The organism is Candidatus Ancaeobacter aquaticus, assembly GCA_030765405.1.
Taxonomy (GTDB): domain Bacteria; phylum Auribacterota; class Ancaeobacteria; order Ancaeobacterales; family Ancaeobacteraceae; genus Ancaeobacter; species Ancaeobacter aquaticus.
In genome coordinates, this window is the sequence record JAVCCP010000056.1 from 35,033 (window position 1) to 60,975 (window position 25,943).

Consider the following 25,943-nt stretch of genomic DNA (forward strand, 5'->3'; position numbering starts at 1 on the left):
AACTTTGTGCTTTCTCAGGTAATGATTTTTTGTTAGATAATAAATGCCAGTATACGTGAGTATCGCAAGAGGAATACCTATAGCAATAAACCCTATCATAATAGTATAGAATGTCTTGTCAAAATGGGTTAGAAAAGAATACACGCTTGTAATATCGGGCATATGCCATTCACCATTATTTTTTAGAAGGAAAAATTTTCCTGCTTTATATTCAATAAAATATATAAGGGGAACAAAGGGAGGAAAAGATATTTGGGTGCCAAGAAGCAAGGCAATCTTATTTGCTTTTTTTATGATAAGCGCTGTTATCAGAGCTCGTGTACAGTATGTCTTTTAAGGGGCTGAGAATGAGCTCCCAATCGAACTCTAAAGCTTTTTTTCGTGCTTGTATTGAAATGTCACTCAAGTTATAAGTGCCGGAAAGACAGGCCGCTATTTTACGGTGAAATTCTGTATCAACTGCTAAGAGAATGTTATGACCCTCATCAATAGGGAGTCCTTTTATCCCGAGATATGTAGCTATAACAGGTTTTCCGCATGACATGGCTTCAAGTATCTTGAGGCGAGTCCCGCCACTTGAGTTTAGGGGGAGAATGATAAGATCAGAAACAGAAATATATGTTTCTATATTATCAACATAGCCCGTTGTAATAATCGAAGGGTGATAATTAAGTGGTGGGGGATTGTCTCCCACAAGAAGAAATCTCACTGAGTTATCTTTTTCATATACTTTTGGTGCGATATGCGTGCTTATGAGCGAGGCAGCACGAGCATTGTGTGGATCATTGAAGTTGCCATAAAACATACACACTGTCTCATTTTTAATGCCGAGGTGTTCTAATACTGAACGGTCCTTTTCTATAGGCTTAAATTGCTCTATGTCTACCCCGTTTGGAATAAGTGTCGGTGTTCTCAGTTTTCTTGATTGCATAAGCAGTGCATCATTATGTGTGGTAACAAGCACTGAATCAGCTTTCTTTATCAAAAATTTCTCAGGCAAATCAAGAAGCATGGCGAAGAGTTTTTTGTCCAGTCCCTTTAAGCGGGTTGTTTCGATGTCGTGACAGTCCAGGACATATGGATACGAAAATAATTTTGATAGAACATGTACCATAAGCCCTTGATAGGGATATTCTACCAATACACTGGTTTCATGTTTTTGTATCTCTTTGTGTAGTGTGCGCATAAAATCAATATTGAGAAAAGAATGAAACCGATGCTTTTTTTTGTATGGAACGATATGAAATCCTTTTTTACATTCGGTAAATTCACACGGGATATTTTTGTTTTCCGGGACAAGCATAGTCACCAAGAAACCTTTTCTGATAAGATAATCAGCAATTGATAGAGACCGGCGGGCATGAGCCGTTTTTGGTGGAAAAAGATCATAGGGAGAAGTTATAATTATTTTCATAGTGTTTACCGTTCGATTATATACTAAATGTATAGTCTTGTATTATACTAAAGTATCGGAGTTTGACAATCTACTATTTTAATACTTCTTCTTTGTCTGGTTCTCCATCAAAGTTTGTGTCAATTTTCTTTTTAATGAGGGTGCCGGCATCATTGTAAAAGTGCCAGAGGTCAATGATTCTATCGTTATTTGTATCAAATTCCCGCTCAATATATTCATCATCTTCCGTTGTCGGGGCTACAGGTGACCTGTCGGTAAGTGCTTCATGAGAAGGTGTAATAGATGCATTGTTGCTTGCGTTATTTTCAGGGAACATTGTTTTATCGATCTGCGCTATTATATTCTTAATTTCCGGATCCCCAGGATGCGCTGAAAGATACCTTTTAAAATGAATCAGGGCGTTTTTATTATCTTTTTTTATATCATAGTAAATTTGAGCCAATCCGTAATCAGCAAGGAAGAAGTCAGGCTGTAATGTGAGAGTTTTGGTGTATTGGCTTAATGCTTCCTCAAATCTCCCCGTTTTATTGTATGCGACGGCAAGGTTGTAATGGGTTTCAGCACTGTTTGATCGTAGGGCTATGGCTTCACGAAGTTCGTTTATGGCAGCATCATAATTCTCCTGCTTGATATACACAAGCCCGATATTATTACGTGCCGCTGTGAGCTGCGGGTTTAAATGCAAAGCCTTCTTAAAATGGAGTAGTGCTGTTTTTAAATCTCCTTTATTGAAAAGGGCAAGGCCCAAATTGTTGAGTGCTTCTGCTTGATTTTCATTTATTTCCGTGGCCTGACGATAATAGGTAATAGCTTTATTGTATTTTCCCAGGTTTCCATAGACTGCTCCAATATTATATAGTGCTTCTGCATAATGAGGGTCAAGGGCAATGACTCTTTCAAATTCTTTAAGTGCTTTGGGATAACGCCCGTCATGAAAAAATGCGATTCCGAGATTATTGTGAAGATCAGGGTTATCCGGATCTATGGCAATTGATTGTTGGAGTTCGGCAATATGCTTTAGTTTTTCGCTTTGAATAGTGAGCGAGGGTGGCGATTTGAAATGAGTGATATAAATTATAACAATGAAGGCCGTGATAATAAGTAAAATAATTAGAAAAAATATTTTCTTCATAATGGATAAAAAAGTTATAATATAGTAATAGTTTGTTGAACGTGTGACAATGTGTATACGTCAATACGTTATACACTAAAAGTCATTTTTAGGAAAGAGTCATTTTAAGGGGTTGTTTCACCAAGGGGAATGTATGAGAAAAACACATAGTATGCGTGCTGCTATTATCAGTTTTTTAATTGTGAGTTGCACATTGATTTCTTCAGGAATAGCCGAAGATGCAATGGAAATTGCTGACAAATGTTATGATCAGGCAACAGATTATTTTAATAATAAGGATTATGATTTGGCAGTTGAACTATATAGTGAGGCAGCGAACCTTGATCCTGACTATGTAGATGCATATTATGGTTTAGGAATGAGCTATGTGCGGCTTAAACAGTACAAGAAAGCTTTTGAAGCCTTTGAAGAGGCATTGTTTATTGACTCAGATCATGCTCAGTCTCATTATGGAATGGGGATCATGTATCCTATCGTGATGCGTAATAATGACAAAGCGATAGAACATTTTGAAACGTATTTGCGGTTAAAACCGCGTGCTTCCGATAGAGATAAAGTTGAAGGATGGATTGATAATCTGAGAAGAAAAGGTAAAATACACCGTAATCCCGAGATGGTCGAAATGTATAACAGCGGTGTAGATGCATTTAATAGAGGGCACTATGATGAAGCAGAATATTATTATAAAGAAGCATTACGTTTAAATAAGCATTACGGACCCGCTCATAACGCGTTAGGGCTCGTATATGTGAGAGGAGGGCGGTATCATGACGCGGCAAAAGAATTTGAGACAGCATTAAAAATCAATCCTCATAACGCAGAGAGCCATTATGATCTTGGTGTTGTGTATCCCGTATTTGGCGATCATGAAAAAGCGGTGTTTCATTATACTCAATACATAAAAATGAAGCCAAATGCGCCTGATATTCCACAGGTGAAAAAATGGAGAAAAAAGCTACGTAACAAAAAGAAAGAGCTCAGCGCACGTGCGAATATTTCGTCATATAGTAATGGTGTCGCGGCATATGGAGAAGGGAAGTATAAACAGGCGATCAAATATTATAAAGAAGCGCTAGATAAAAACCCGCGTTTTGAAGATGCGTGGCGCGGCCTGGGTCTTTCCTATATTCAGATAAAGAAATATCGTGAAGCACTCAATTGTTTTCAGGAAGCATTGCGTATAAATCCTGATTCATTTGAAGTGCATTACTGTCTTGGCATAGTATCTCCTCTTTTAGGTGATGTTGAAGGTGGTATTACGCATTTTAATAAATACCTTGCGTTACGTCCCGACGCGCCTGACAGGAAAAAAGTCCAGGAATGGATAGCGTCAATTGAAAGAAATCTTGATGTCTCTTATTACAACAAGGGTGTTGATTTCTATAACCAAGGGAAATATGATGAGGCGTTAGAAAGTTACTTGCAAGCACTTGAATTATCTCCGGATTATGTTGATGCGATGCGCGGGGTCGGTTTAACACTCGTTAAGCAGAAAAACTATAGTGATGCTTTAGATATATTCCTTGAAGCGTATGAAATTGATCCTGACGATCCTGAAATCAATTATTGTTTAGGGGTTATCTATCCGATTGTTAAAAAAGATACAAAAAAAGGTGAGTATCACTATAAGAGATATCTTGAACTTAATCCTGAAGCCGAAGACAGGCAGATGGTTGAAGAATGGATAGAATCATTTAATAAATCGATATATATCGACTATTACAATCAAGGTGTTGAGCTTTATGACCGTGGTGACTACCAGGATGCTATAGAAAAATATCGCAAAGCTCTTGAACTTAATCCAGACTATTTTGATGCGTATCGTGGACTCGGATTAGTATATATTAAGTTAAAACAATATGACGATGCATTTAAAAGCTTCCTGATCGCGTATGAACTTAGTCCTGAAGATCCTGAAGTTAATTATTGTCTCGGAGTATGTTATCCCATCATGGGGGACAAGGACAAGGGGGCGTGGCACTACAAGAAATATCTAGAACTGAGTCCTGAGACACCTGACAAAGAAAAAGTAGAGCAGTGGATACGTAAATTACAACAAAAATAATATGCGTTTGACAAAGATTTTTTGTTTTCAGTCTCAAAGTAGTGTATACTAAAATAGAATAGTTAGTCACGATAAGTAATCGATGGTGGTTCCCTATATACCCCAACAGGAAGGCGGGTGAGTATATTATGGCCGAATCAAAATATGAAGGACAAAATAGAAGGAGATTTGTACGAATACCGTACGAAGCAGTTTTGCGCTATAAGGTTTATAAAGAAACAAAGAAATGTGCGAACGGGGCATGTGATGATACACAAAAGCACAATTATGCAAATGCAGATAGCAAGAACTTAAGTTCGGGGGGGGTAATGCTTACAACTAAAGAGCATTTTCCACTCCATACGATATTGGAAATTGAAATGGATGTTCCGAGCATGGACGGATATGAATCGGTGACTATTTTCGGAGAAGTTGTGCGAACATGCGCTAAAAAGAATAGCGAGTTATTTGATAATGGCCTGTCTTTTTATCGCATTCAACAAGATGATCGAAAAACTATTGAAGACTTTTTAGAGTTTTGTCCTGAGGCATCTGAGTTGGGTGCTGAAGAAATGTAAATATAAAGGTTAGGTTGTTATCTTAATAATCTTTTATGTAAATGATTTCTCCCATGAACAGATAAAATGAATTGTACTAATCGTCTAGAGCGGATAAAAATAGAATGGATAGCAATCCTTATCCTGATTTTTGCTGTATTTCTCCTCTTTTTTAAGCTGGGAGATAGACCACTTTGGTCAAGTGATGAGGGAAGATATGCTGAAATTCCGCGAGAAATGGTCGAATCAGGCGATTATATTACTCCGCACCTGAATTATGTAAAATACTTTGAAAAACCGGTTTTATCCTACTGGCTCACTGCGGCTAGCTACAATCTTTTTGGTGAAAATGAATTTGCTGCACGCTTTCCTGTCGCATTATGTGGCTTTTTAACCATTCTTATGGTGTACCTATTTGGGCGTGTTGTTTTTGATTCCCGGACAAGTACTCTCAGTATATTTATTCTTACCGCAACAACAGGTTTTTTTCTGGTGAGTAGATATCTTATAATTGACGGTCCGTTTACATTTTTTAATACCGCGTCACTGTGTTTGTTTTGGATCGCGAACATTCGCAATAAAGGAAGTATTTTTCTTCTCTCATATGCATGTATGGCGCTTGCTGTACTGACAAAAGGGCTTATTGGCCTTGTTCTTCCTGGGTTAATTATTGGGAGTTATATACTTGTTGCCCGGGATTTCTCCCTTATCAAACGTTCACGTATTTTGTGGGGAATACTGGTGTTTTTGATCGTGAGTGTTCCATGGTTTCTAGCCGTGTCGCTGAAGAATCCGGAATTCTTTGACTTCTTTTTTATTCACGAACATTTTCAACGTTTTTTAACGAAATCTGCCGGTAGACATGGATCAATTTTTTATTTTGTTATAATTGGAGCTATGTTTTTTTTCCCGTGGACATCATTTGTTCCATGTGCCCTGAGAAAATGTTTTTCAAAGGGCAATACAATGGAAAGAAACAGTTTTATCTTTTTAAACTTATGGTGGATAGTTGTGTTAGTGTTTTTTTCTTTTTCTCAGTCAAAGTTGCCTCCGTATATAATACCTATTGTACCGCCTTTGGCACTTGTTGTGGGAAATGTCTGGAAAGAATTTATATGGGATGGGCAATGGAAAAAATATATACAGTTTGGGTTATATTTTACTTTGGTTGGTTTTGTTCTCATTGCTATTTCTTCCATTACGGTTCTGGGGGTGAATTACTCAAAAGATATTGAAGCGCGGACAATACTTCCCTATGTTATCCCTATCGGAATAATGTTTATTATTGCGTCCGGTTATCTGGCATGGTTCCTTCGATCTTTTATGTCTGCGGGAAATGAAGTTAAGCGCAAAATACACTGTCTTATAGCAATAGCGGTGCCTGTTTTAATCGGATATATATTTGTTATCGGCGCTATGGAAAAATTAAGTTTAACGCAAAGTAGATATTCATTCATTGAGGAAATAAAAAAGAACATGGATGATACAACTGATGTTGCGGTATTTGACGGGTATGAAAAATATAGTGATGTTGGTTTTAATCTAAAGAAAAGAATTATATTGGTAGGCGATATTGTTGGAGAATTACGTTTTGGGAAAGCCATTGGTGATAACCAAGATTATTTTATATCTCTTGAGGAGTTTAAAAATATATGTAATAGTAACAGGCGAGTGTATTGTTTAATTAAAAAAGATAAATATGGCGAGTTACTTGAAAATAAAGTAGAGGGACTTACCCTTTTGAAAGAAACCCCGGAGATTTATCTCTTTATCAATGAGGGAAGTAAAACTCTTCGTAAGTAGCACTGCCACCTGATTAGTAGAGAACTATTCTCATGACATTTAGTACCATTTCCGACATAATTTACAAATTAAGATTTCTCATCGTAGTTGTTGTTTTAAGCTCCATACTGCTTTTCTTTAAGATTGGTGATCGCCATCTATGGTATAAAGACGAGGGACGGTACGCTGAAATACCGCGCGAGATGGTTGCCACAGGGGATTATATTGCTCCTCACCTTAATTACGTGAAGTATTTTGAAAAACCCGTGCTGTGTTACTGGATGACTGCTCTGAGTTACAAAGCATTTGGGGTAAATGAATTTGCCGCCCGCTTTCCGATGGCGCTTTTGGGGCTCATTACAATATGCGCGGTCTATTTATTTGGTAAAGAATTCTTTGGTGAGCGTGAGGGGTTTTTATCGACACTCATACTCCTTGCAACAATAGGTTTTTACTTAGTAAATAGATATGTTGTGCTTGATGGCCCTTTTACCTGTTTTTTTACCGTATCGATGTGCCTTATCTGGGCTGGCTACCGTAAAAATCGTTTAAGTTACTGCCTTTTGGCATATGCCTCGATGGGGTGCGCGGTACTGACAAAAGGACTCATTGGGGTTGTTCTCCCTGTTCTAATTGTAGGGAGCTATATCCTTGTTACCCGTAAATGGAACGTGGTAAAAAAGCTCTGTATTGTGCGTGGTGTGCTTGTTTTTTGTGCGGTTACCGTTCCATGGTTCTATATGGTCACACGCGCTCACCCGGAATTCTTCAACTTCTTCTTTATTCAGGAACATTTCTTAAGGTACTTAACGGATGCGGCCGGCAGGCAAGAACCCTTTTACTTTTTTCTCATTATTGGGAGCATTTTCTTTGCTCCGTGGACAGTTTTTGTGCCTGTTGCAATAAAAAAACTATTTCAGATTAAAGATGAGAACGTAAAGAGCACATTAATATTTTTAAATATATGGTGGGTCGCCATACTGGTTTTTTTCTCACTTTCACAATCGAAATTACCCCCATACATTCTTCCGATGGTACCAGCGCTTGCTTTAGTGGTGGGCAATATTTGGGGTGATTTTTTATGGAGAGAAAAATATGTTAACGGGATGAAGAATGCTTTTATAGTAGCGATATGCGCGTTACTTGGTTTGATAGTGTATGTTCTATGGGAAGTATTTACTAGTTTGAAAACAGATGTTGATGCTCCTATCATCTTGCCCTATATTGTCCCTGGGATATCGCTTTTTATGATAATTGTGGCGGTACTTACCGGTGTCGTGATTGTTATAAAGAAACAGGGGGTTCAGACGTCTCTTGTAACAAAAAAAATTGCTTTTTGTGGTATACTCATACCACTTTTGGTAAGTTACATTTTTATAATCAGCGCAATGGAAAAACTAGACACGACCCAGAGTAGTTACGTATTTGTTGAAGAAATCGCCAAAAGAGACCCTGAGAATCGCAGTCGTGTTGTTATTATTGGGCGCAATGAACATTTCAGCGATCTTGGATTTTACCTAAAAAAACGAATAGTTCTTGTTGGTGATGATTGGGGAGAATTAAACTTTGGTAAGTCGTATGATACGTCGGAAAAATATTTTTTAAGTATCGAAGATTTCCTGAAAAGCCTTGATCCTAATGAAAAAGTTTATTGTGTTCTAAAAAAATCGAGTTACAATGATTGGGTCAAAGATTCTTTGCCTGATTTTCATATAATAAAAGATATGCGCAAAAGACTACTTATTTCAAATGTAAAAGAATAAACGAGGATATGCATGACATCTATACCATATATTTCAATAGTGATTCCGGTGTATAATGAAAGCAGTAACTTACAAGAGCTTTATGATCGCTTAAAAAAAACACTTGAATCAACAGCGAAAATATATGAAATAATCTTTATTAACGATGGGAGTAAGGATGCTTCAATTAGTATGCTCAGAGGATACTCCAAATCGGATCCGACAGTTGTTGTTGTAGATTTATCAAGAAATTTTGGCCAGCATGCGGCCGTATACGCGGGATTTGCACATTCCCGGGGAGAGATTATTGTTACGCTAGACGCTGATTTGCAAAATCCTCCGGAAGAGATAACAAAACTTGTACAAAAAATTGAAGAAGGATATGAAGTAGTCGGTGGCATACGTGGCGTGAGAAATGATTCTCCTGTGCGAAAAACATTATCGTTTATGGTCAACCGTGTTGCATCACGTGTTGTCGGTGTGAGCGTGAAGGATTATGGATGCATGTTAAGGGCATATAAAAGAAGCCTGGTTAAAGATATGCTCCAATATGAAGATCTATCAGTATTTATTCCCGCCCTTGCAGCGTCAATTGCGAGTCAGTCTACTGAAATAGTAGTTGAACATTCTGCGAGAACAAAAGGTAAATCAAAATATAACTTTTTTAAATTATTAACTCTGAATTTTGATTTATTGACCGGTTTTTCTTTGCTTCCTATCCAACTCCTCACCATATTGGGTGTCCTGACATCATTATGCGGTGTGTTGTTTGGCGTATTCCTTTTAATAAGAAGGTTGTTTGTTGGTCCTGAAGTAGAAGGTGTATTTACATTGTTTGCAGTTTTATTTGTATTTGTAGGAATTTTGTTTCTGGCACTCGGCCTTATTGGTGAATATATAGGAAGAATATATCTTGAGGTAAGGCACCGCCCCCGGTTTATCATTAAAAAAGTTTATTCATCGAGTGATCATGAGTGATATGGAAATATGACTGTTTGATCGATGATGATAAGCGGTCATGTTTGAAGATAGTTTTGGAGAAGTACGTGGCGAGTAAAAAAGTAAAAGTAGTGATTTTTGGATATAGCAATATTGGATACATATGTCTCAATTTCCTGCTCAGAAAAAACGTTGATGTAGCAATGGTCGTTACGCACAAAGATAGTAACAAAGAGCAAATATGGTTTAAATCGGTATATGATCTAGCGAAAAAGAATAATATTCCTGTCTATACACCTTCAGATCCAAATACAAAATCTTTTGTAAATATCATAAAAAAGGCTAATCCGGATATTATTTTTTCGTGTTACTATCGCAATATGTTGTCGAGCGAGATTATCTCCATACCACGCTTAGGCGCATTTAATCTTCATGGGTCACTGCTTCCGCAGTATAGAGGGCGCTGTCCAATAAATTGGGTGCTTATTCATGGTCAAAAGAAAACAGGACTTACAATTCATCACATGCTGAAGACTCCTGATAGCGGTAATATCGTTGTGCAGAAATCTGTCCCTATAAAATCATCAGATATTGCGTTAAATCTGCATAATAGGATGCTTAAAGTAATACCACAAGTTTTGTCTCAGTTCTTTGCGCTGGTAAGCAGGAACGAATTAGCGGGTATCCCTCAAGACAAAGCGCACGCAAGTTACTTTGGCGGGAGAAAACCGGATGATGGTAAGATTTTGTGGACACAAACATCGCGAGATGTATATAATCTTGTTCGGGCTGTTACTCATCCGTATCCAGGTGCGTATACATCATATAAGGGTAAAAGAATCTATGTTTGGTGGGGTAAATCGGTGTATTCATCGCGTAGTGGAGTTCCTGGCACGATCGCAAAAATAGATGCAAAAGGTGTTCGCGTTTGGACTGGTAAAGGCCTGTTTATTATTAAAAGGGCCCAGATCGGTAATGGAAAAGAGGGCGATGCATTTACTGTTTTCAGTAAAGAGCAGATAGGCACTGGAGATAGCTTAGAATAGCTGATAGAGTAGACACTATAATGACACAATAAAAAAAGGAGTGAGGAATGAAAGTACTTATTACCGGCGGGACAGGGTTTTTAGGGTCACATTTAATGGATCGTTTCTTAGAAAGAGGCGATGAAGTATATATTATTGATACAGGTTCAGATTTTAAAATTCGCCATGCAATAGATAACCCAAATCTTCATTATATTCATGAAAGCATTTTTAATACGGTTATCTTGGATTCACTGATTATGAAAGTTGATCTGATATATCATATGGCTGCTGTTGTTGGGGTTGAGCATTATGTTGAAGACCCCTATAAAGTGTTGAATGTAAACGTTAATGGGACTCAGCGTGTTCTTGAAGCTGCGTTCAAGTACGGCAAAAAAGTGGTATTTACATCTACTTCTGAGGTATATGGCAGAAATCCTGATATTCCGTTTAAGGAAGATGATGACAGGGTATTGGGGTCTACACGTATTGACAGATGGTGCTATTCAACATCTAAAGCATGTGGTGAACATTTTTGTTTTGCGTTTCAAAAGATGGGACTTCCAGTTGTAGTACTCAGGTATTTTAATGCCTACGGCCCGCGGCTTGACAAGCTTGATGTTGGACGAGTTATAACCATCTTTTTGGGCCAGATAATTAGAAAAGAACCGATAACGGTTGTAGGTGATGGCATGCAAACACGGTGCTTTAGCTACGTCTCAGATGCTACTGATGCAACATTTAATGCAGGCATAAAAGATGAAGCAGTTGGAAATATTATTAATATCGGCAACGACAAGGAATATACTATTTTGCATCTTGCTGAAACTATGAAAAAAGTCTGTAACGTGGACAATAAAATTGAATTTGTTCCACAAGAAAAGATATATGGGACAAGTTATGAAGATGTTCCGCGACGTGTTCCAAATATTACATTACAAAAAGAAATCCTGGGAGTTACCCCTAAAGTCAGTTTAGAGGATGGATTAACCAAAACTGTTCAGTGGTTTTACGAGAATCTTAAGTAATGAAAACACTGTGTATAAAGGTTGATGTCGACACCGCAAAAGGCATGGCCCGTGGCGTTCCCGTACTGATCGATATTTTTGGAAGGCTCTCATGTAAAGCTACTTTTTATATTGCACTTGGTCCGGATAATTCCGGAAAAGCAATTCGCCGTGTGTTTACCAGAAAAGGTTTCTTGAAGAAGATGTTACGAACCCGTGCAGCGTCAGTATACGGGTTTCCTACGATATTGTATGGCACCATACTTCCCGCCCCGCTTATTGCAGAAAAGAATAAGGAGATCTTTAGCCTCTTGAGAGAGAGTGGGCAGGAGATCGGTATTCATGGATATGATCATGTAAAGTGGCATGATAAGTTAGACTGCATGACAGAAGAAGAGATTGCTGAAGAGCTTGAAAAGGCATCACAAACGTTCCAAGACTGTACCGGACAAGCGGCTTTGACATTTGCTGCTCCCGGATGGAGCTGGAATGAAAAAGCACAAAGCGAAATTGATAAGCTGGGTATTACCTATACAAGCAATACAAGAGGGCGATATCCCTTTTTTCCTGTGTATGGGGATAAGAAATATAAAGCCCTTGAAATACCAACAACACTTCCCACTCTCGATGAGATTATGGGAGAATCAGTTAAAGATATCAGTGAACTATCGCGGTATTATTTGAATCTTATACATGACCAGGGAGAATCTGTTTTAACTATTCACGCAGAATTAGAGGGTATGGTCTATAGTGAGTGGTTTAGTTCTTTTATGACAATGCTGCAAAAAGAAAAAATTCAAGTGTTGTCACTAGGAGAATATGCTGCGCAGAAATTGAATGAAGCGGGTAATATTTCTTCAGGAAAAATATGCAAAAAGATTATTGAGGGAAGAGCGGGATATGTTGCTTCCCAAAAGGGCTAGAATTTCGTTGACTTTATTATTAGTCGATTATATTATTCAACTCCTAAGGAATTTCTGGCGAGATAGCTCAGTCGGTAGAGCGAGGGACTGAAAATCCCTGCGTCCACAGTTCAATTCTGTGTCTCGCCATTTACTGTGCCAGGCATTGTATGTCTGGCACTTTTTTTTCTGTCTCAAACTGTGACATTATTACACAGTTAGCCCAGTAGTATGCCCGGCAGGAGAGAAATAAAATCCGGGTGAAATGATGCATAAGACTCTTTATATAAGTAGTATAGAGTGATATTTTCTTAAGTTATATCAATCTGGTATACAAATTGCATTCATAAGTAACCCTGTTTTATTGTAATGCGGATTTTCATGAATTGTATAGTGAAAGGAGGTTTTATGAAAATTAGACCGCTAGGAGATCGTGTATTGGTGAAGAGGCTTGAAGCTGAGTCTCAAACAAAAGGTGGGATTATCATTCCTGATACAGCGAAAGAAAAACCACGCGAAGGTAAAGTAGTGAGTATTGGTGAAGGTAAAACTGATGAAAGTGGAAAAAAGATCCCTCTTTCAATCAAGGGTAATGATCGAATTCTTTTCAGCTCGTATGCTGGTACCGAGGTAAAGATTGATGGTGAAGAATATTTGATCATGAGAGAAGAAGACGTATTAGGCGTTATTGAAGACTAATAAAAGGAGGATGTTGGTATGAGTGGAAAGGATATTAAATATAGTGATGATGCTCGCCGTTCGATTTTGCGTGGCGTTGAGCGGCTCGCAAAAGCTGTTAAGGTAACGCTTGGTCCGAAAGGGAGAAATGTTGTACTTGATAAGAAATTCGGTTCACCAACGATTACAAAAGATGGTGTAACAGTCGCTAAAGAAATTGATCTTGAGAATCCGTTCGAAAATATGGGCGCTCAGATGGTAAAAGAAGTTGCTTCAAAGACAAGTGATATTGCTGGTGACGGTACAACAACAGCCACCGTTCTCACAGAATCAATTTATCGCGAAGGTTTGAAGAATGTTACCGCAGGATCAAATCCAATGGCACTGAAACGTGGTATTGAAAAAGCTGTTGAAGCTATTGTCGCAAACCTCGTAAAGATGAGCAAAAAGGTAAAAGATAGATTAGAGATTTGTCAGGTTGCTACAATTTCTGCAAACAGTGATGTTGCAATAGGCGAGATTATTGCTGATGCAATGGATAAGGTTGGCAAAGATGGAACCATTACCGTTGAAGAAGCAAAAACTATTGAAACAACACTTGATGTTGTTGAAGGTATGCAGTTTGACAAAGGGTACCTTTCACCTTATTTCGTGACTAGCCCGGATTCAATGGAAGTTATTCTTGAGAATTGTCTTATTCTCATTTATGAGAAGAAGATCAGCAATATCAAAGATTTGCTACCGGTTCTGGAAAAAGTTGCAAAATTAGGGCAACCGTTTTTAGTTATGGCTGAAGATGTTGAAGGCGAAGCGCTTGCAACACTTGTTGTTAATAAGATCAGAGGAACACTGCAGATATGTGCCGTGAAGGCCCCTGGTTTTGGTGACAGAAGAAAAGCCATGCTTGAAGATATCGCTATCTTAACTGGCGGAAAATCAATTACAGAAGATCTCGGATTGAAACTTGAGAATATTGATGTTGCTGATCTTGGTAGTGCTAAGAAGGTAACGATTGATAAGGAGAATACAACGATCATTGAAGGCGCTGGTAAAACAGCTGACATTCAAGCACGCGTTGCTCAAATCAAGAAAGAGATAGAAGACTCAACGTCAGACTATGACAAGGAAAAGCTTCAAGAGAGACTTGCTAAGTTAGCTGGTGGTGTTGCGGTCATTAAAGTTGGTGCTGCTACGGAGACAGAGATGAAGGAAAAGAAAGCACGTGTAGAAGATGCTTTGCATGCGACACGGGCAGCTGTTGAAGAAGGCATCGTTCCTGGCGGAGGTGTAGCTCTTATTCGATCAATTTCAGCTATTAGTTCATTAAAGCTCGAAGGTGATGAGCAAATAGGTGTGGATATTGTAAGAAGAGCGTTGCAGGAACCTTTAAGACAGTTAGCGTCAAACGCTGGTGAAGAAGGTTCTGTCATTGTTCAAAGGGTACTGGGCGAAAAAGATGCGGTTGGGTACAATGCTGATACAGGTGTTTTTGAAGACCTTATGAAAGCAGGAGTTATTGACCCGACGAAGGTAACACGTTCAGCACTTCAGAATGCGACAAGCATTGCTTCACTTCTTTTAACAACAGAAGCATGTATTACTGATCTTCCAGAGAAGGAACAAGCAGCTCCTGCAATGCCTGGTGGTGGTATGGGCGGCATGGGTGGTATGGGCGGCATGGGCGGTATGTATTAAACCTATGATCGTGCATGTTCTTTCAATGATGAAGAACAGTTTATGATGTAACAAAAAAACATATTTGCCAGTTACCAATAAGCCGGTGGCTGGCAAATACTGTTTTATATGATGGGATAGAAAATGAGTGCAGTTGATACAATTTTTAAAGACAGGAAAGATTTTATTGAATTTTGCAAACCGTATGCGCCGGAAGCATTTTCTTTTGTGATGGCGGCATTAGAATATTGCCAGAAAGAGCTTTCCCAAAGGCGACATGTTTCGGGGAAAGAACTTCTTGATGGCATTTGCGACTACGGTATTAAAGAGTATGGCCCTATGGCGAAAGATGTTATCGAACATTGGGGAATCAATGCTTCAGGTGATTTTGGTGTTATTGTATTTAAGCTTATTGAGGTAAGGGTGTTATCGAAGTCTGATACGGATACATTAGAAGAGTTTAAAGATGTATTTATGCTAGATGAAGTGTTCACAAACGACATTGCCGAAGTACAAAAAACGATTCAATCTACACATAAAAAAAAATAGCGCACAACCTCGTCCTTCCCAAACGGTATATTCTTCAATAATGAAATTTTACTGGGCAAAATAAGCGTTATGGTGTAAAATATCTGCCATGACAATCCATAATAAAAGAATGGGTGAAATATTACTTGATCGAAAACTCATTGATGAAGAGCAGCTTAATAAAGGGCTGAAACATCAAAAAGAGTCCGGAAAAATGATCGGGGAATCTCTTATAGATCTCGGTTTTATAGATGAAGAGAAGTTCGCTCAAGTTCTTGCTATACAATACGGTATGCCTTATATCAGTCTGAATAATTATCATTTTGACTCAGAATTAATTGCTCGTGTTCCACAGGCCTTTATTGAAAAACATCACATCATTCCTCTTGATAAAATCGGACATATAGTAACAGTAGCGATCTGCGATATATTATCACCGGAACAGGAAAAAGAACTCGAGAGCATTTATGAAGGTAAAGTCAGATGTTTTTTAACGAGTGTTTCGGATACAAAAGTTGCGTTTAAGAAAATAGTGAGAATAAAGAAGTAATCATTTGTGTAGCGCATGGCGTTTAGCGTATAGCGGATAGTTTTTTTAGAACCAAATACCGAGCCCCGAGCGCCATAAACTATAGCGTGTAATGATTGGTGAATCGTGATTCGACACCGCGTAGGTGGCACAAGGTGACTCCTACGCGGTGGGAGTCGGGGGTGCGTAGCGGAAGCGTTTAGATTTTGTTTTATTCTTTAACTATCCGCTACCCGCTATATGAAAAGATAAGGGTACACGTCGTCTATGAAATCTTTGAAAGAACGCCTCGTAGAGATACTACTGGACAGTAATCTCATTACTAATGAAAAGCTAGAAGAAGCGTATGCGATTCAGAAGAAACAAGGTGGTAAATTACGCCAGGTACTTGTTGAAAATGGTTTTGTAAAAGAAAAAGATCTCATTGCTTCTCTTTCGGAGCATCTTATTATTCCTCCAATTGATCTTTCACGAGTACAAATAGATCAGGCCGTACTCGATATTATCCCCAAAGATATTGCTTTTTTCTATCAGCTTATTCCCATCTCAAAAGTAGGGGAAAATTTGACCGTTGCTATGGCTGATCCGCTTAATGTATTTGCTATAGACGATATTAAAATCATGACCGGCTTTAAAGTGAATCCGGTTATTGCAGGGTCAAAAGACATTAATGAAGCGCTTACCAATTACTATCTCGTATCACCCAAAATGGAATCTATATTAGAGGATACCGATACGGAGATCTCAAAAGTAGATATTAAGGAAGAAGAAGATATTAACGTCGACAAGATGATGGAAGCGGTTGAGGAAGCTCCGGTCATTAAGGCAGTAAACTATATGGTTATACAGGCGCTCAAGGATAAGGCAAGTGACATTCATCTGGAGCCGTTTAGGGATCTTGTTCGTTTGCGATCACGCATTGACGGGATACTGTATGAAAAAGCAATTTTACCGAAAAAAATTCAAGCCGCGATGATATCTAGGGTAAAGATCATGGCAAACTTAGATATTACCGAGAAGCGTTTGCCGCAAGATGGACGGTTTCGTATCAAAGCGCAGGGAAGATATATTGACTTTCGTGTATCAACGCTTCCGTCAATTTTTGGAGAGAAAATTGTTATACGAGTTTTAGATAAGGGCTCGCAAAAAATGGCGCTTGATAAACTGGGGTTCCACGACGAAGGACTGGAAGATTTCAAGGAAGCGCTGGTAAATCCTTATGGGATGATACTGGTAACCGGTCCAACAGGAAGCGGTAAAACAACGACGTTGTATTCTGCCTTAAATGAGATTAATAAGCCGGAAGTGAATATTATTACCGTTGAAGATCCCGTTGAGTATCAGCTTCCCGGCGTTAATCAGGTGCAAGTCAAACCAGATATTGGATTTACTTTTGCGAGTGCCTTGCGATCAATATTGCGACAGGATCCCAATATTGTGATGATAGGTGAAATTCGAGACCAGGAAACGGCTGATATTGCGATAAGAGCGGCGCTCACCGGGCACCTTGTATTATCAACTTTACACACCAATGATGCCGCAAGTACAATCACACGGCTCAGCGATATGGGACTTGAGCCATTTTTGATATCTTCGTCGGTACTGCTTGTAGCGGCACAACGGTTGGTGAGAAAAATATGTCCCGCGTGCAAAAAGGAAATAGAGATTGCAGCCGCTGTGTTGGATGTCGCACAGATTTCACATGAGGGCGGGAAAAAACAGCAATTTTTTAAAGGCAAAGGATGTAGAAATTGTGGGGGGTCAGGATATGCCGGAAGAATGTCACTCATTGAGACACTTAAAGTGACCGATCCTATCCGTGAGTTAATTGCAGAAAAAACATCCGCAAAAGCGATTAAAGATCAAGCGTGTAAAGATGGAATGAAAACGTTACGAATGGTAGGGCTTGATGCGGTACGAAAAGGGTTAACAACGGTTGAAGAAGTCTTAAGAGAAACATCAAAGGACTAATGTAAGGTGTATATATGCCATTATATGATTATAAAGCAAAAGATAAGATAGGAAATGAGATTACAGGCACCATTGAATCTCAATCAGAAAAAACAGCGATAGATATTCTCCGGGACAAGAATATATTTGTCGTTACTATCTCGTCAGGGGACAAAAAGAGGCCTGTTAAAAGAGGAAAAAAAGTTAAGCGCGCAGATATTGTAACTTTTTCTCGTCAGCTTTCCACAATGGCAAATGCCGGACTTCCCATTCTTGAATCACTTAATATCCTGCATAACCAATCAGAGAATCAGGGTATGCAGGATATGTTGCAGGCGATTACGCGTAAAGTAGAGTCTGGATACAGTTTGTCGGAAGCGTTTAGAATGCATGAGAAAGTGTTCGGGTCACTTTTTGTTAATATGGTTAATGCCGGTGAATCGAGCGGGAAATTACCGACGATATTAAAGAGAGTTGCAAGCTATATGGAATCTGTTGATAAAATGAACCGTAAGATAAAATCAGCGATGATGTATCCAACGATCGTTACCGGGGCATGTCTTTGTATTACATTGTTTCTTATAATAAAAGTTATTCCGGTATTTGAGGAGATGTATGCGGATTTTGGGGGGACGCTGCCGGCTCCGACACAAGTACTGATCGCATTCAGTAATTTCTTAAGAGAATGGTCTATTCTGTTTATCATCGGGGTAGTGGCCATTTTTTTTATAATGAGGAAATTGCTGCGGACAGAAATGGGACAAGTGGTGTTTGACACGTTTAAATTAAAGGTGCCGGTATTCGGTCTTTTGATAAAGAAAGTAGTCATATCGCGTTTTGCAAAGACGCTGTCGGTTTTGGTTGAGAGCGGCATACCAATTTTACAGGCATTAGATATTATTAAAGGCGTTGTTGGAAATAAAGTTGTTGAGGCTGCGGTTGATAAGACAACAAAAGCTGTGCGTGAAGGAGAAAGCATAGCCGTGCCCCTTTCAACGTGTCCGGTGTTTCCCATAATGGTTGTTAAGATGATAGAAGTCGGTGAGAAGACAGGTAACCTTGAAGAGATGTTAGAAAAAATGTCTGAATACTATGATGATGAAGTTGACGCGGCGGTAATGGGGCTTACCTCGATTATTGAGCCGCTTCTCATGGTTGTTCTTGGCGTTGTTATCGGTGGTATTGTGATCTGTATGTTCTTGCCAATATTTAAGATCTCCACAATGATTCACTGATAAGTGTTACTGAAAGGTGATGTTTTTAGGGGGCTGTATAAATACATCTATTGATAAAAAGCTTAGGAATATAAAAATACTTATAGCGGTACGGCTGCTTTTTATTACGGTAGCGTTATTACTTGCTGTTTTTCTTTTAAAAATCCAACCCGCACCTTTTTACTATGTTATAGCAATAGTCTATGTCCTTTCTTTTTTCTATCTTTTTCTGTTTGTTAAGAAAAAGTGGACTTCTTTTGCGGTATATCTTCAGTTAGTCGTTGACGTGATTATTGAGACAGCACTTATACATTTTACCGGTGGAGTAGACAGTTTTTTTGCTTTCCTGTACATTCCGACGATCGTGTGTGCGAGTTTTATGATGTCTGAACGGGGCGCGGGAATTATCACCGGTATTGTAATACTGTGCTATAGCTTTTTGGTTACCGGGGAATATTATCATGTTATTCCTACAAAGTTTTCCCCGTGGAGCTCGTATACGCAAGGCGGGCTTGTTGTTCTCTATGTTGTCTCGTTTCGTATGGTCATTCTTGGTTTTGCCGGTTATCTGAGTATTCACCTTAACAAACTGTTGAGCGATAGAACAAAAGAACTCTATCAGGTAAAAAATCTCAGCGAACGGGTTTTCGAGGCGATGTTTGGAGGAGTCATTACTGTTGATAAGAATGACACTATTCAATATGCGAATAGTTCCGCGGCAGAGATTTTACAGGTAACGATAGAATCAATAATTGGTAAGGATTGGAGAGATATATTTAAAATTAGTGACGAGAAAATGTCACTAGATGAGCATGAATCATTATTCCAAATGAATGTACCGGTAACCGTCGGTGATACGGAATTAAAAGTTTTCAAAATACATATATCCTATCTCTATGATGAAAACAAACAGCATACGGGCAAAGTGATACTGTTTTCAGATGTTACGGAAGTATTAGAATTAAAAAGAAAAGTAAAGCAAAGTGAGAAATTGGTAATTATGGGTGAACTAGCAAGCGGTATGGCTCATGAGATCAGAAATCCATTAGCCTCAATTTGTGGTTCTATAGAGCTTCTCAAAGAACAGGATGCGTTCGATAATAAAAATGTCAATTTAGCAAATGTCATACTTAAAGAATCAGGACATTTAAATAAGTTGATCGAAGAATTTCTGTATTATTCTAAAGGGAAACCTGAGAACGAACGAAACTGGAATTTAAACAGTATCGTATTTGATACGATTAATCTTATAAGAATGTCTTTACAGTTGCCAACTAATATCCGTGTTGAGATTGAAACACAAGACGATACTATTACCGTGTTTGTAGATGCAGATCAGATTAAACAGGTGCTCATTAATTTGATCAATAATGCCGTTGATGTGTTCGTTGATTCCGGGGTAGTTACTATCCGTACAGCACTGATTCCAAAAGAAGGTAAAGTCTTTGCGCAGATAAAAGTAGAAGATAATGGTCCGGGAATATCAAAAGATGTTGCCGGAAGGATTTTTGATCCTTTTTACAGTACAAAGAAGAACGGGTACGGAATAGGTCTTGCGATTTGTCAGTCTATTATAGAACGCCATAACGGAAAAATCGAAGTGGAGAGTTTGTTAGGGCAAGGGACAATATTTACAATACTTTTACCTGTTGCAAAATAAGGTTCTTAGGGGTTGTGAAATAATAATGTCCCTAATTGGGGGGCTTAGATTTGAGTCGTATGCAAGGCGTGACGACGCTGGCGTACCCTCTGCGGTACGTTAAGGAGGAGCAACGAAGCAGACGGCCAAAGATGAGTCTCCAAATTGTGTGGATATTATTTTGTCACAACCCCTTAGTATAGTTATTATGCGGTTAATATGAGTAGCACAGAGAGATTTTATGGAGGAGTTATGTCTGGAAGTAAAATACTGGTAGTTGATAATGATAAAAGCATGGTTGAAGTGATATCGGCAACCCTTGAGACAGAAGCATATGAAATATGTACGGCATATAGCGGTCATGATGCCATTGATAAAGTAAAAAAGGAACGACCTGAGCTGGTTGTCACTGATCTTAAGATGACCGATATGAGCGGCATTGAAGTCTTAAAAGAAGTAAAAAAAATTGATCCGGAAATCGTTGTCGTTATTGTAACAGCATTTGCTTCAGTACAGACAGCGTTAGACGCAATGAAGGAGGGTGCTCACGATTACGTAGTAAAACCATTTAAGCTTGATGAATTACGCCTTGTGGTAAAAAGGGGATTTGATGTTAAAAAAATTAAAGAAGAAAATATTTATTTAAAGAAAGAGCTCAGAGAACGCTACAGTTTTAAAAATATTGTTGGAAAGAGTCCTGAGATTATGGATCTTTTTGATATGATAAAGAAGGTCTCTGATCTTGATACAACGGTACTGGTTGAAGGTGAAAGCGGCACGGGAAAAGAGTTGGTCGCGCGAGAAATACATTACAATAGTGTCAGAAGTGATAAACCTTTTGTTGCAATAAATTGCGGGGCAATACCGGAAGGCATCCTTGAAAGCGAGTTGTTTGGACATGTTAAGGGCGCCTATACCGGTGCGGTGAGCACAAAACACGGTCTTTTCCAGGAAGCAAGCGAAGGAACACTTTTCTTAGATGAAATTGGGGGAATGAGTCAAGCAATACAGGTCAGTTTGCTGAGAGTGCTGCAAGACAAAGAAATAAGACCGGTAGGAGACTCAAAAAGCGTTAAAGTAAACGTACGTATTATAGCCGCAACGAATGAGGATCTTTCAGAAAAAGTAAAGGCTGGTACGTTTAGAGAAGATTTGTTTTATCGTTTGAGCGTTATTCCTATTAATATTCCTCCGTTACGAGAGCGCAGAGATGATATAGAGCTTTTGGTAAAACATATCATGGATAAAATCAATAGTGCCAGGAAAACCAATCTATCTATTCCTGACGAGACGTTGCAGGCTTTAAAGCGCTATATTTGGCCGGGGAATGTACGGGAGCTTGAAAATGTTTTGGAACGGGCAATGTCTTTGTGTGATACAACAAGTATTGAGTTAAGTGATCTTCCCGATACTATTCGTGCAGCAAAAGAGTTTACAGATGCTGACCATGAAGCAGATCCTTCACTGAATGAATATTTATCAACAGCCGAAAAAAAACATATTGAGAGTATCTTGATAGAAGTAAGCTGGAACAAGAAACTAGCTGTTGAATTATTGGGGATAAGTTTAGCGTCGCTATACAGGAAGATTGATGAGCTAGGTATATCAAGCAAGAAGTAAGCAAAGTGTGTATACGGAAACGGAAAAGGTGAAAAGCGTCCCGATGGATTGGGGCGCTTTTTTTATTGGTATTTTCTCAAAAATGAGAAAAATATACGAAAATTTCTTATTTTTGACAAATATGTTCAAAATAAAAAAGAATGTATGGAAAAATATAAAGAGCACTACATATTTATAATAAGAAGCTTATATATAATTTGCACCTTATTTGGTCTTTTGGCATGAATAATGCGAACATAAGTGATATGTATTGGAGGTATATGATGGAAAGAAAAGCATGTGAATTAAGGGAAAGGGGGAAATTGGAGTTGTTCAACATATGGAACTGTGGGAAGTCCCACAAAAGTCTAAAACAGTAACTAAAAACGAAAGGGGGAGGTTATGTTTAGGAGATTGAGGAAGTCAAAAGGTTTTACGTTGGTTGAGATCATGATTGTTGTTGCGATTATTGGACTACTTGCAGCAATCGCAATACCGAATCTGATCAAAGCTCGTACTATGGCTCGTACAAATGCATGTCTCAATAATCTGAGATTAATTGAACATGCAACGGAACAAGCCGGATTAGAGCTTGGTACAGCTTCAGCAGCAACACCGGCAGTAGCAACAGTGAATAGTTACATCAAAGGCGGAGCCCCGACATGTCCAAGCGGCGGAGCATATACGTATCCGGCGTTAGGAGGAAATGCGAGCTGTGGCACACATGGCACTGTAGCAGTGCCGGTCCAAGGGTAACTATTGTATGATTGCATAGTATGGGTAAGGGCGGTTATTGTACCGCCCTTATCATGCACTTTTAAATGAGGGGTTTTGTACTATGAGACGTGAAAGCGGAGTGACATTTTTGGAGCTGATGGTGGCTATTACTATTGTCCTGATAGCTTCAGGAGCGATCTTAATAAGCCTTACGTTTGCCGGAAAAATTGCGCAGCATAATCTTAATAAGACAGTGGCCATAAATTTAATAACTGAGAAGCTGGAAGAAATTAAATCAGATACCTATAGTGGTGTTACGGCGGAAAACTATCCATTGGAACCCAATCTACCCGTAGGCACAAATCCTATTGGGTTTAATCGTTCAGTAACAATTATCACAGGAAGTTATAAAACCATAACGGTTACGGTGACGTGGAATCAGCTTGGATCGCCTTTTGTAGAGACCGAATCAATTTCAACGGTTATTACCCAGTAGGAAAGAGGGCCCAAATGGTTAGTAAAACTACATACGATAATACAAAAGGGAAAACAGGGGTACAGAACCTGTTATCGTATAGGGGTTTTACGTTAATTGAGGTAATAATGTCAGTGGGGATACTTGTTATTGTGTCCGCCGGCATATATTCAGTTTACTTTACGTCGCAAGGCCTTATGTTTGCAGCAGCAGCCAAGTCGCATGCAGTGGTTGAAGCGAGTTTAACAGCAGAAAAAATTGATCGATACATCAGGGGGTGTACGAGTGCATCAGTTTCAGGTGATCAGTTGGATTTAGATGTTAACAAGCGTATTTGGCTGGATGGTAATACATTAAAATATTTAGTGGACGGCGCTGAAGTTGATTTAGTAGATAATGTTGAAAAAGTCGTCGGTGTACCTTTATTCAATATTCCTCTGGCTAATCCTGATAGGGTACAAATAAATTTTGGAATTGGATCTGATTATGATTTTGTTGAAACCCAGACAGTAGAGATTAGAACTGAGGTAAAATTAAGAAATTATGTTGCGCCATGATGTCATTGACAAAAGTATCGATAAGAGAAGAAGGACGGTGGTATATATGAAAAGTGCCCGATTATACAGAGGAAGCGCATTAGTGGGTGGTGCACTTTTTGTTCTTATAATGTCATTCATTGTAGGGAATTATATGATCTTTGTATCAAGCGGTAGCATGCAGGTGAAAAATATAAACGATACGGTAAAGGTATTTTATATAGCTGAAGCGGGTTTGCAGAGGAATATATACGAGCTGAAAAATGGTGGCTCATCACCTGTTTCCGATTCATTAGGTGACGGTTCGTATCAGGTTACCTACTCCGGGACAGGGACGACTACCATAACCTCCGTGGGAACGTTTAATAACTCTTCACGAACAGTAAGTATGAACGTTAATGTTCGTCGGATACCTAATATAAACGGTGCTGCGACAGTGTATAGTGATGTTGGAACAACGGGTAATATTACGATTGATGGTAGAGATCATGACATAACAGGTGCTTTAACAGGTGATCCCGGAACCTATGGGTTAAGTACGTCCGGAGAGTTTAATCAACAAGGCAGTTCTCAACTTGGCGGGAGCGGTATAGCCCCTGCAAGTCCTGCTGAAGAAGGCTCATATGATGAAGATCCTCTCATAATAGATGAGGTTGACCTAAACAATGATGAAATTATTGACCCGTGGGAAATATTAAATGTATCTGAAGACTGGTATACAGATAATATTCAAGAGACGCTTATAGAACCAACAAACTTTTCTGGCATGTACCGGTACGATCCGCCAGGGGGGACGTGGACTGGCATTAACCTTGGAGTATCTTCCGGGCTTTTAATTGTGCATAATGACACCTATACTGCAACCATGAAAAATATTACTGGTATCTTTGTGGGTTTGATAATAGCCGATCAGGTAACGCATGTTACCGGGAGTGCTATGATTATTGGGGCGATTGTTACACTTAATCAGACGGGTAATTTTTTCGGCATGGGAGATGCTTATATCGGATACAGTTCTGAGGCATTGAGTAATGTCGGAGATTTATTAGAAGATGGGGGAGCGGATTTAGACGCATGGACTACGTCAGTCTCTGTTCAAACAGGAAGCTGGAGTGAATTATAATATATATCTGTTATTTATGGGTAAGGTGCATAAACACTTTTTACAAAGAGATCGGGCATGAAAATAATTTTAATAATATGTTTTTCGGCATTGGTAATTTTCCAATTTAGCATAAATGTTTATGCAGATGCTATTGATCAGCATGCGCTAAATAAGCTTAAGGACAAGTACAAGAAAATGTTCCCGGATGCCAGTTTTGAAAATGCGAAATCTGAGGTCTTGAAGATTAGAAAGATAACTGCGAAGGAAAAATTGCAGATGAAAGAGGCAATTACGGGTTTGCGTGCTGTAATTCACAAATATCCGGAGAAAAAGGCATGGTGCGCGATGCTGCAGTGCCAAGTTGCAGACATACATAAGGATTTGAGCAAATATGAGCAGGCGCTGAAGGAATATCAGACGGTTTTAGATGAATATGCTGATCAGAAAAGTGCCTGTGAGAGCGCCCGAGAAGGGATGGCTGCGTGCAAGACATTGATGGAGAAAGCTGAAATATCTGGAAAAGAATCCGAAGAGAAAGCTGAAATATCCGAAGATAACGAGAAAATTTTTCCAAAGGAAGAAAAGGTTGTCTATGATGAGCCAAAACATATTATATATCTTAATAACGGCCGCGAAATTCGAGGGGATATCATCAGCGAAACAGGTGATACGATAACCATTGGTTTTTCCGGTAACACCATAGTATTTGAGAAAACCGAAATTAAGACCATTAAAGAGATCAAAAGAGAATAGTG

General features: G+C 38.9%; 23 protein-coding genes and 1 tRNA gene. 22 read left to right on the top strand and 2 right to left on the bottom strand.

Translation table 11 applies throughout. The features are described from left to right. Positions 1 to 277: 277 nt before the first annotated feature. Positions 278 to 1,414 (bottom strand): glycosyltransferase family 4 protein, encoded by a 1,137-nt coding sequence (locus tag P9M13_07585; protein MDP8263148.1) that lies wholly within the window; start codon positions 1,412 to 1,414, stop codon positions 278 to 280. A gap of 73 nt (positions 1,415 to 1,487) precedes the next feature. Next, positions 1,488 to 2,546, bottom strand: coding sequence for a tetratricopeptide repeat protein (locus P9M13_07590; protein MDP8263149.1), 1,059 nt, complete (start codon positions 2,544 to 2,546; stop codon positions 1,488 to 1,490). 133 nt (positions 2,547 to 2,679) lie between these two features. Here P9M13_07590 and P9M13_07595 point away from each other — a divergent pair, with 133 nt between their 5' ends. The 22 genes from P9M13_07595 to P9M13_07700 all read left to right on the top strand — a co-directional run bounded on the left by P9M13_07595 (position 2,680) and on the right by P9M13_07700 (position 25,941). Then, positions 2,680 to 4,611, top strand: coding sequence for a tetratricopeptide repeat protein (locus tag P9M13_07595; GenBank protein ID MDP8263150.1), 1,932 nt, complete (start codon positions 2,680 to 2,682; stop codon positions 4,609 to 4,611). Between the two features lie 128 nt (positions 4,612 to 4,739). After that, the gene (locus tag P9M13_07600; protein MDP8263151.1) at positions 4,740 to 5,168 is read left to right on the top strand and encodes a PilZ domain-containing protein; all 429 of its coding nucleotides are present in this window, start codon (positions 4,740 to 4,742) and stop codon (positions 5,166 to 5,168) included. A gap of 66 nt (positions 5,169 to 5,234) precedes the next feature. Next, a complete protein-coding gene (locus P9M13_07605; GenBank protein MDP8263152.1) occupies positions 5,235 to 6,950 on the top strand; it encodes a glycosyltransferase family 39 protein in 1,716 nt (571 codons plus the stop codon). Positions 6,951 to 6,982: 32 nt separating this feature from the next. Beyond that, positions 6,983 to 8,692 carry a glycosyltransferase family 39 protein gene (locus P9M13_07610; protein MDP8263153.1) on the top strand — a complete coding sequence of 570 codons (1,710 nt, stop codon included), beginning with the start codon at positions 6,983 to 6,985 and terminating at the stop codon, positions 8,690 to 8,692. Between the two features lie 12 nt (positions 8,693 to 8,704). Further along, on the top strand, positions 8,705 to 9,649 hold the full coding sequence (locus tag P9M13_07615) for a glycosyltransferase (GenBank protein MDP8263154.1): 945 nt from the start codon (positions 8,705 to 8,707) through the stop codon (positions 9,647 to 9,649). 68 nt (positions 9,650 to 9,717) lie between these two features. Beyond that, a complete protein-coding gene (locus P9M13_07620; GenBank protein ID MDP8263155.1) occupies positions 9,718 to 10,656 on the top strand; it encodes a formyltransferase in 939 nt (312 codons plus the stop codon). 47 nt (positions 10,657 to 10,703) lie between these two features. Then, positions 10,704 to 11,663, top strand: coding sequence for an NAD-dependent epimerase/dehydratase family protein (locus tag P9M13_07625; protein MDP8263156.1), 960 nt, complete (start codon positions 10,704 to 10,706; stop codon positions 11,661 to 11,663). Then, positions 11,663 to 12,565, top strand: a complete 903-nt coding sequence (locus P9M13_07630; protein ID MDP8263157.1) for a polysaccharide deacetylase family protein — start codon at positions 11,663 to 11,665, stop codon at positions 12,563 to 12,565. Before P9M13_07625 ends, P9M13_07630 begins: the two co-directional genes overlap by 1 nt. A 56-nt stretch (positions 12,566 to 12,621) precedes the next feature. After that, positions 12,622 to 12,694: transfer RNA gene (locus tag P9M13_07635), tRNA-Phe, on the top strand. A gap of 258 nt (positions 12,695 to 12,952) precedes the next feature. Next, positions 12,953 to 13,243: a co-chaperone GroES gene (gene groES, locus P9M13_07640; protein ID MDP8263158.1), complete on the top strand. Its 291-nt coding sequence runs from the start codon at positions 12,953 to 12,955 to the stop codon at positions 13,241 to 13,243. Positions 13,244 to 13,261: 18 nt separating this feature from the next. Then, a complete protein-coding gene (groL, locus tag P9M13_07645) occupies positions 13,262 to 14,917 on the top strand; it encodes a chaperonin GroEL (protein ID MDP8263159.1) in 1,656 nt (551 codons plus the stop codon). Between the two features lie 123 nt (positions 14,918 to 15,040). Next, entirely contained in the window at positions 15,041 to 15,445 is a 405-nt protein-coding gene (locus P9M13_07650; protein MDP8263160.1) for a hypothetical protein, read from the top strand. Between the two features lie 88 nt (positions 15,446 to 15,533). Beyond that, on the top strand, positions 15,534 to 15,974 hold the full coding sequence (locus tag P9M13_07655; GenBank protein MDP8263161.1) for a hypothetical protein: 441 nt from the start codon (positions 15,534 to 15,536) through the stop codon (positions 15,972 to 15,974). Between the two features lie 246 nt (positions 15,975 to 16,220). Further along, entirely contained in the window at positions 16,221 to 17,924 is a 1,704-nt protein-coding gene (locus P9M13_07660; GenBank protein ID MDP8263162.1) for an ATPase, T2SS/T4P/T4SS family, read from the top strand. Positions 17,925 to 17,938: 14 nt separating this feature from the next. Continuing rightward, the gene (locus P9M13_07665; protein MDP8263163.1) at positions 17,939 to 19,138 is read left to right on the top strand and encodes a type II secretion system F family protein; all 1,200 of its coding nucleotides are present in this window, start codon (positions 17,939 to 17,941) and stop codon (positions 19,136 to 19,138) included. A gap of 19 nt (positions 19,139 to 19,157) precedes the next feature. Continuing rightward, positions 19,158 to 20,777 carry an ATP-binding protein gene (locus P9M13_07670; GenBank protein ID MDP8263164.1) on the top strand — a complete coding sequence of 540 codons (1,620 nt, stop codon included), beginning with the start codon at positions 19,158 to 19,160 and terminating at the stop codon, positions 20,775 to 20,777. A 231-nt stretch (positions 20,778 to 21,008) separates the two neighbouring features. Continuing rightward, a complete protein-coding gene (locus P9M13_07675) occupies positions 21,009 to 22,376 on the top strand; it encodes a sigma-54 dependent transcriptional regulator (GenBank protein MDP8263165.1) in 1,368 nt (455 codons plus the stop codon). Between the two features lie 381 nt (positions 22,377 to 22,757). Continuing rightward, positions 22,758 to 23,111, top strand: coding sequence for a type II secretion system protein (locus P9M13_07680; protein ID MDP8263166.1), 354 nt, complete (start codon positions 22,758 to 22,760; stop codon positions 23,109 to 23,111). An 82-nt stretch (positions 23,112 to 23,193) separates the two neighbouring features. Further along, entirely contained in the window at positions 23,194 to 23,568 is a 375-nt protein-coding gene (locus P9M13_07685; protein ID MDP8263167.1) for a type II secretion system protein, read from the top strand. Between the two features lie 14 nt (positions 23,569 to 23,582). Beyond that, positions 23,583 to 24,104, top strand: coding sequence for a prepilin-type N-terminal cleavage/methylation domain-containing protein (locus P9M13_07690; GenBank protein ID MDP8263168.1), 522 nt, complete (start codon positions 23,583 to 23,585; stop codon positions 24,102 to 24,104). 46 nt (positions 24,105 to 24,150) lie between these two features. Next, a complete protein-coding gene (locus P9M13_07695; protein MDP8263169.1) occupies positions 24,151 to 25,206 on the top strand; it encodes a pilus assembly PilX N-terminal domain-containing protein in 1,056 nt (351 codons plus the stop codon). 57 nt (positions 25,207 to 25,263) lie between these two features. Then, the gene (locus P9M13_07700; GenBank protein ID MDP8263170.1) at positions 25,264 to 25,941 is read left to right on the top strand and encodes a hypothetical protein; all 678 of its coding nucleotides are present in this window, start codon (positions 25,264 to 25,266) and stop codon (positions 25,939 to 25,941) included. Positions 25,942 to 25,943 lie beyond the last annotated feature (2 nt).

What these genes read in the sequence shown, in the direction of transcription:
- P9M13_07585 (MDP8263148.1), bottom strand. Translation starts at nt 1,414, where the DNA reads ATGAAAATAATTATAACTTCTCCCTATGATCTTTTTCCACCAAAAACG.
- P9M13_07590 (MDP8263149.1), bottom strand. Translation starts at nt 2,546, where the DNA reads ATGAAGAAAATATTTTTTCTAATTATTTTACTTATTATCACGGCCTTC.
- P9M13_07595 (MDP8263150.1), top strand. Translation starts at nt 2,680, where the DNA reads ATGAGAAAAACACATAGTATGCGTGCTGCTATTATCAGTTTTTTAATT.
- P9M13_07600 (MDP8263151.1), top strand. Translation starts at nt 4,740, where the DNA reads ATGGCCGAATCAAAATATGAAGGACAAAATAGAAGGAGATTTGTACGA.
- P9M13_07605 (MDP8263152.1), top strand. Translation starts at nt 5,235, where the DNA reads ATGAATTGTACTAATCGTCTAGAGCGGATAAAAATAGAATGGATAGCA.
- P9M13_07610 (MDP8263153.1), top strand. Translation starts at nt 6,983, where the DNA reads ATGACATTTAGTACCATTTCCGACATAATTTACAAATTAAGATTTCTC.
- P9M13_07615 (MDP8263154.1), top strand. Translation starts at nt 8,705, where the DNA reads ATGACATCTATACCATATATTTCAATAGTGATTCCGGTGTATAATGAA.
- P9M13_07625 (MDP8263156.1), top strand. Translation starts at nt 10,704, where the DNA reads ATGAAAGTACTTATTACCGGCGGGACAGGGTTTTTAGGGTCACATTTA.
- P9M13_07630 (MDP8263157.1), top strand. Translation starts at nt 11,663, where the DNA reads ATGAAAACACTGTGTATAAAGGTTGATGTCGACACCGCAAAAGGCATG.
- groES (MDP8263158.1), top strand. Translation starts at nt 12,953, where the DNA reads ATGAAAATTAGACCGCTAGGAGATCGTGTATTGGTGAAGAGGCTTGAA.
- groL (MDP8263159.1), top strand. Translation starts at nt 13,262, where the DNA reads ATGAGTGGAAAGGATATTAAATATAGTGATGATGCTCGCCGTTCGATT.
- P9M13_07650 (MDP8263160.1), top strand. Translation starts at nt 15,041, where the DNA reads ATGAGTGCAGTTGATACAATTTTTAAAGACAGGAAAGATTTTATTGAA.
- P9M13_07655 (MDP8263161.1), top strand. Translation starts at nt 15,534, where the DNA reads ATGACAATCCATAATAAAAGAATGGGTGAAATATTACTTGATCGAAAA.
- P9M13_07660 (MDP8263162.1), top strand. Translation starts at nt 16,221, where the DNA reads ATGAAATCTTTGAAAGAACGCCTCGTAGAGATACTACTGGACAGTAAT.
- P9M13_07665 (MDP8263163.1), top strand. Translation starts at nt 17,939, where the DNA reads ATGCCATTATATGATTATAAAGCAAAAGATAAGATAGGAAATGAGATT.
- P9M13_07670 (MDP8263164.1), top strand. Translation starts at nt 19,158, where the DNA reads ATGTTTTTAGGGGGCTGTATAAATACATCTATTGATAAAAAGCTTAGG.
- P9M13_07675 (MDP8263165.1), top strand. Translation starts at nt 21,009, where the DNA reads ATGTCTGGAAGTAAAATACTGGTAGTTGATAATGATAAAAGCATGGTT.
- P9M13_07680 (MDP8263166.1), top strand. Translation starts at nt 22,758, where the DNA reads ATGTTTAGGAGATTGAGGAAGTCAAAAGGTTTTACGTTGGTTGAGATC.
- P9M13_07685 (MDP8263167.1), top strand. Translation starts at nt 23,194, where the DNA reads ATGAGACGTGAAAGCGGAGTGACATTTTTGGAGCTGATGGTGGCTATT.
- P9M13_07690 (MDP8263168.1), top strand. Translation starts at nt 23,583, where the DNA reads ATGGTTAGTAAAACTACATACGATAATACAAAAGGGAAAACAGGGGTA.
- P9M13_07695 (MDP8263169.1), top strand. Translation starts at nt 24,151, where the DNA reads ATGAAAAGTGCCCGATTATACAGAGGAAGCGCATTAGTGGGTGGTGCA.
- P9M13_07700 (MDP8263170.1), top strand. Translation starts at nt 25,264, where the DNA reads ATGAAAATAATTTTAATAATATGTTTTTCGGCATTGGTAATTTTCCAA.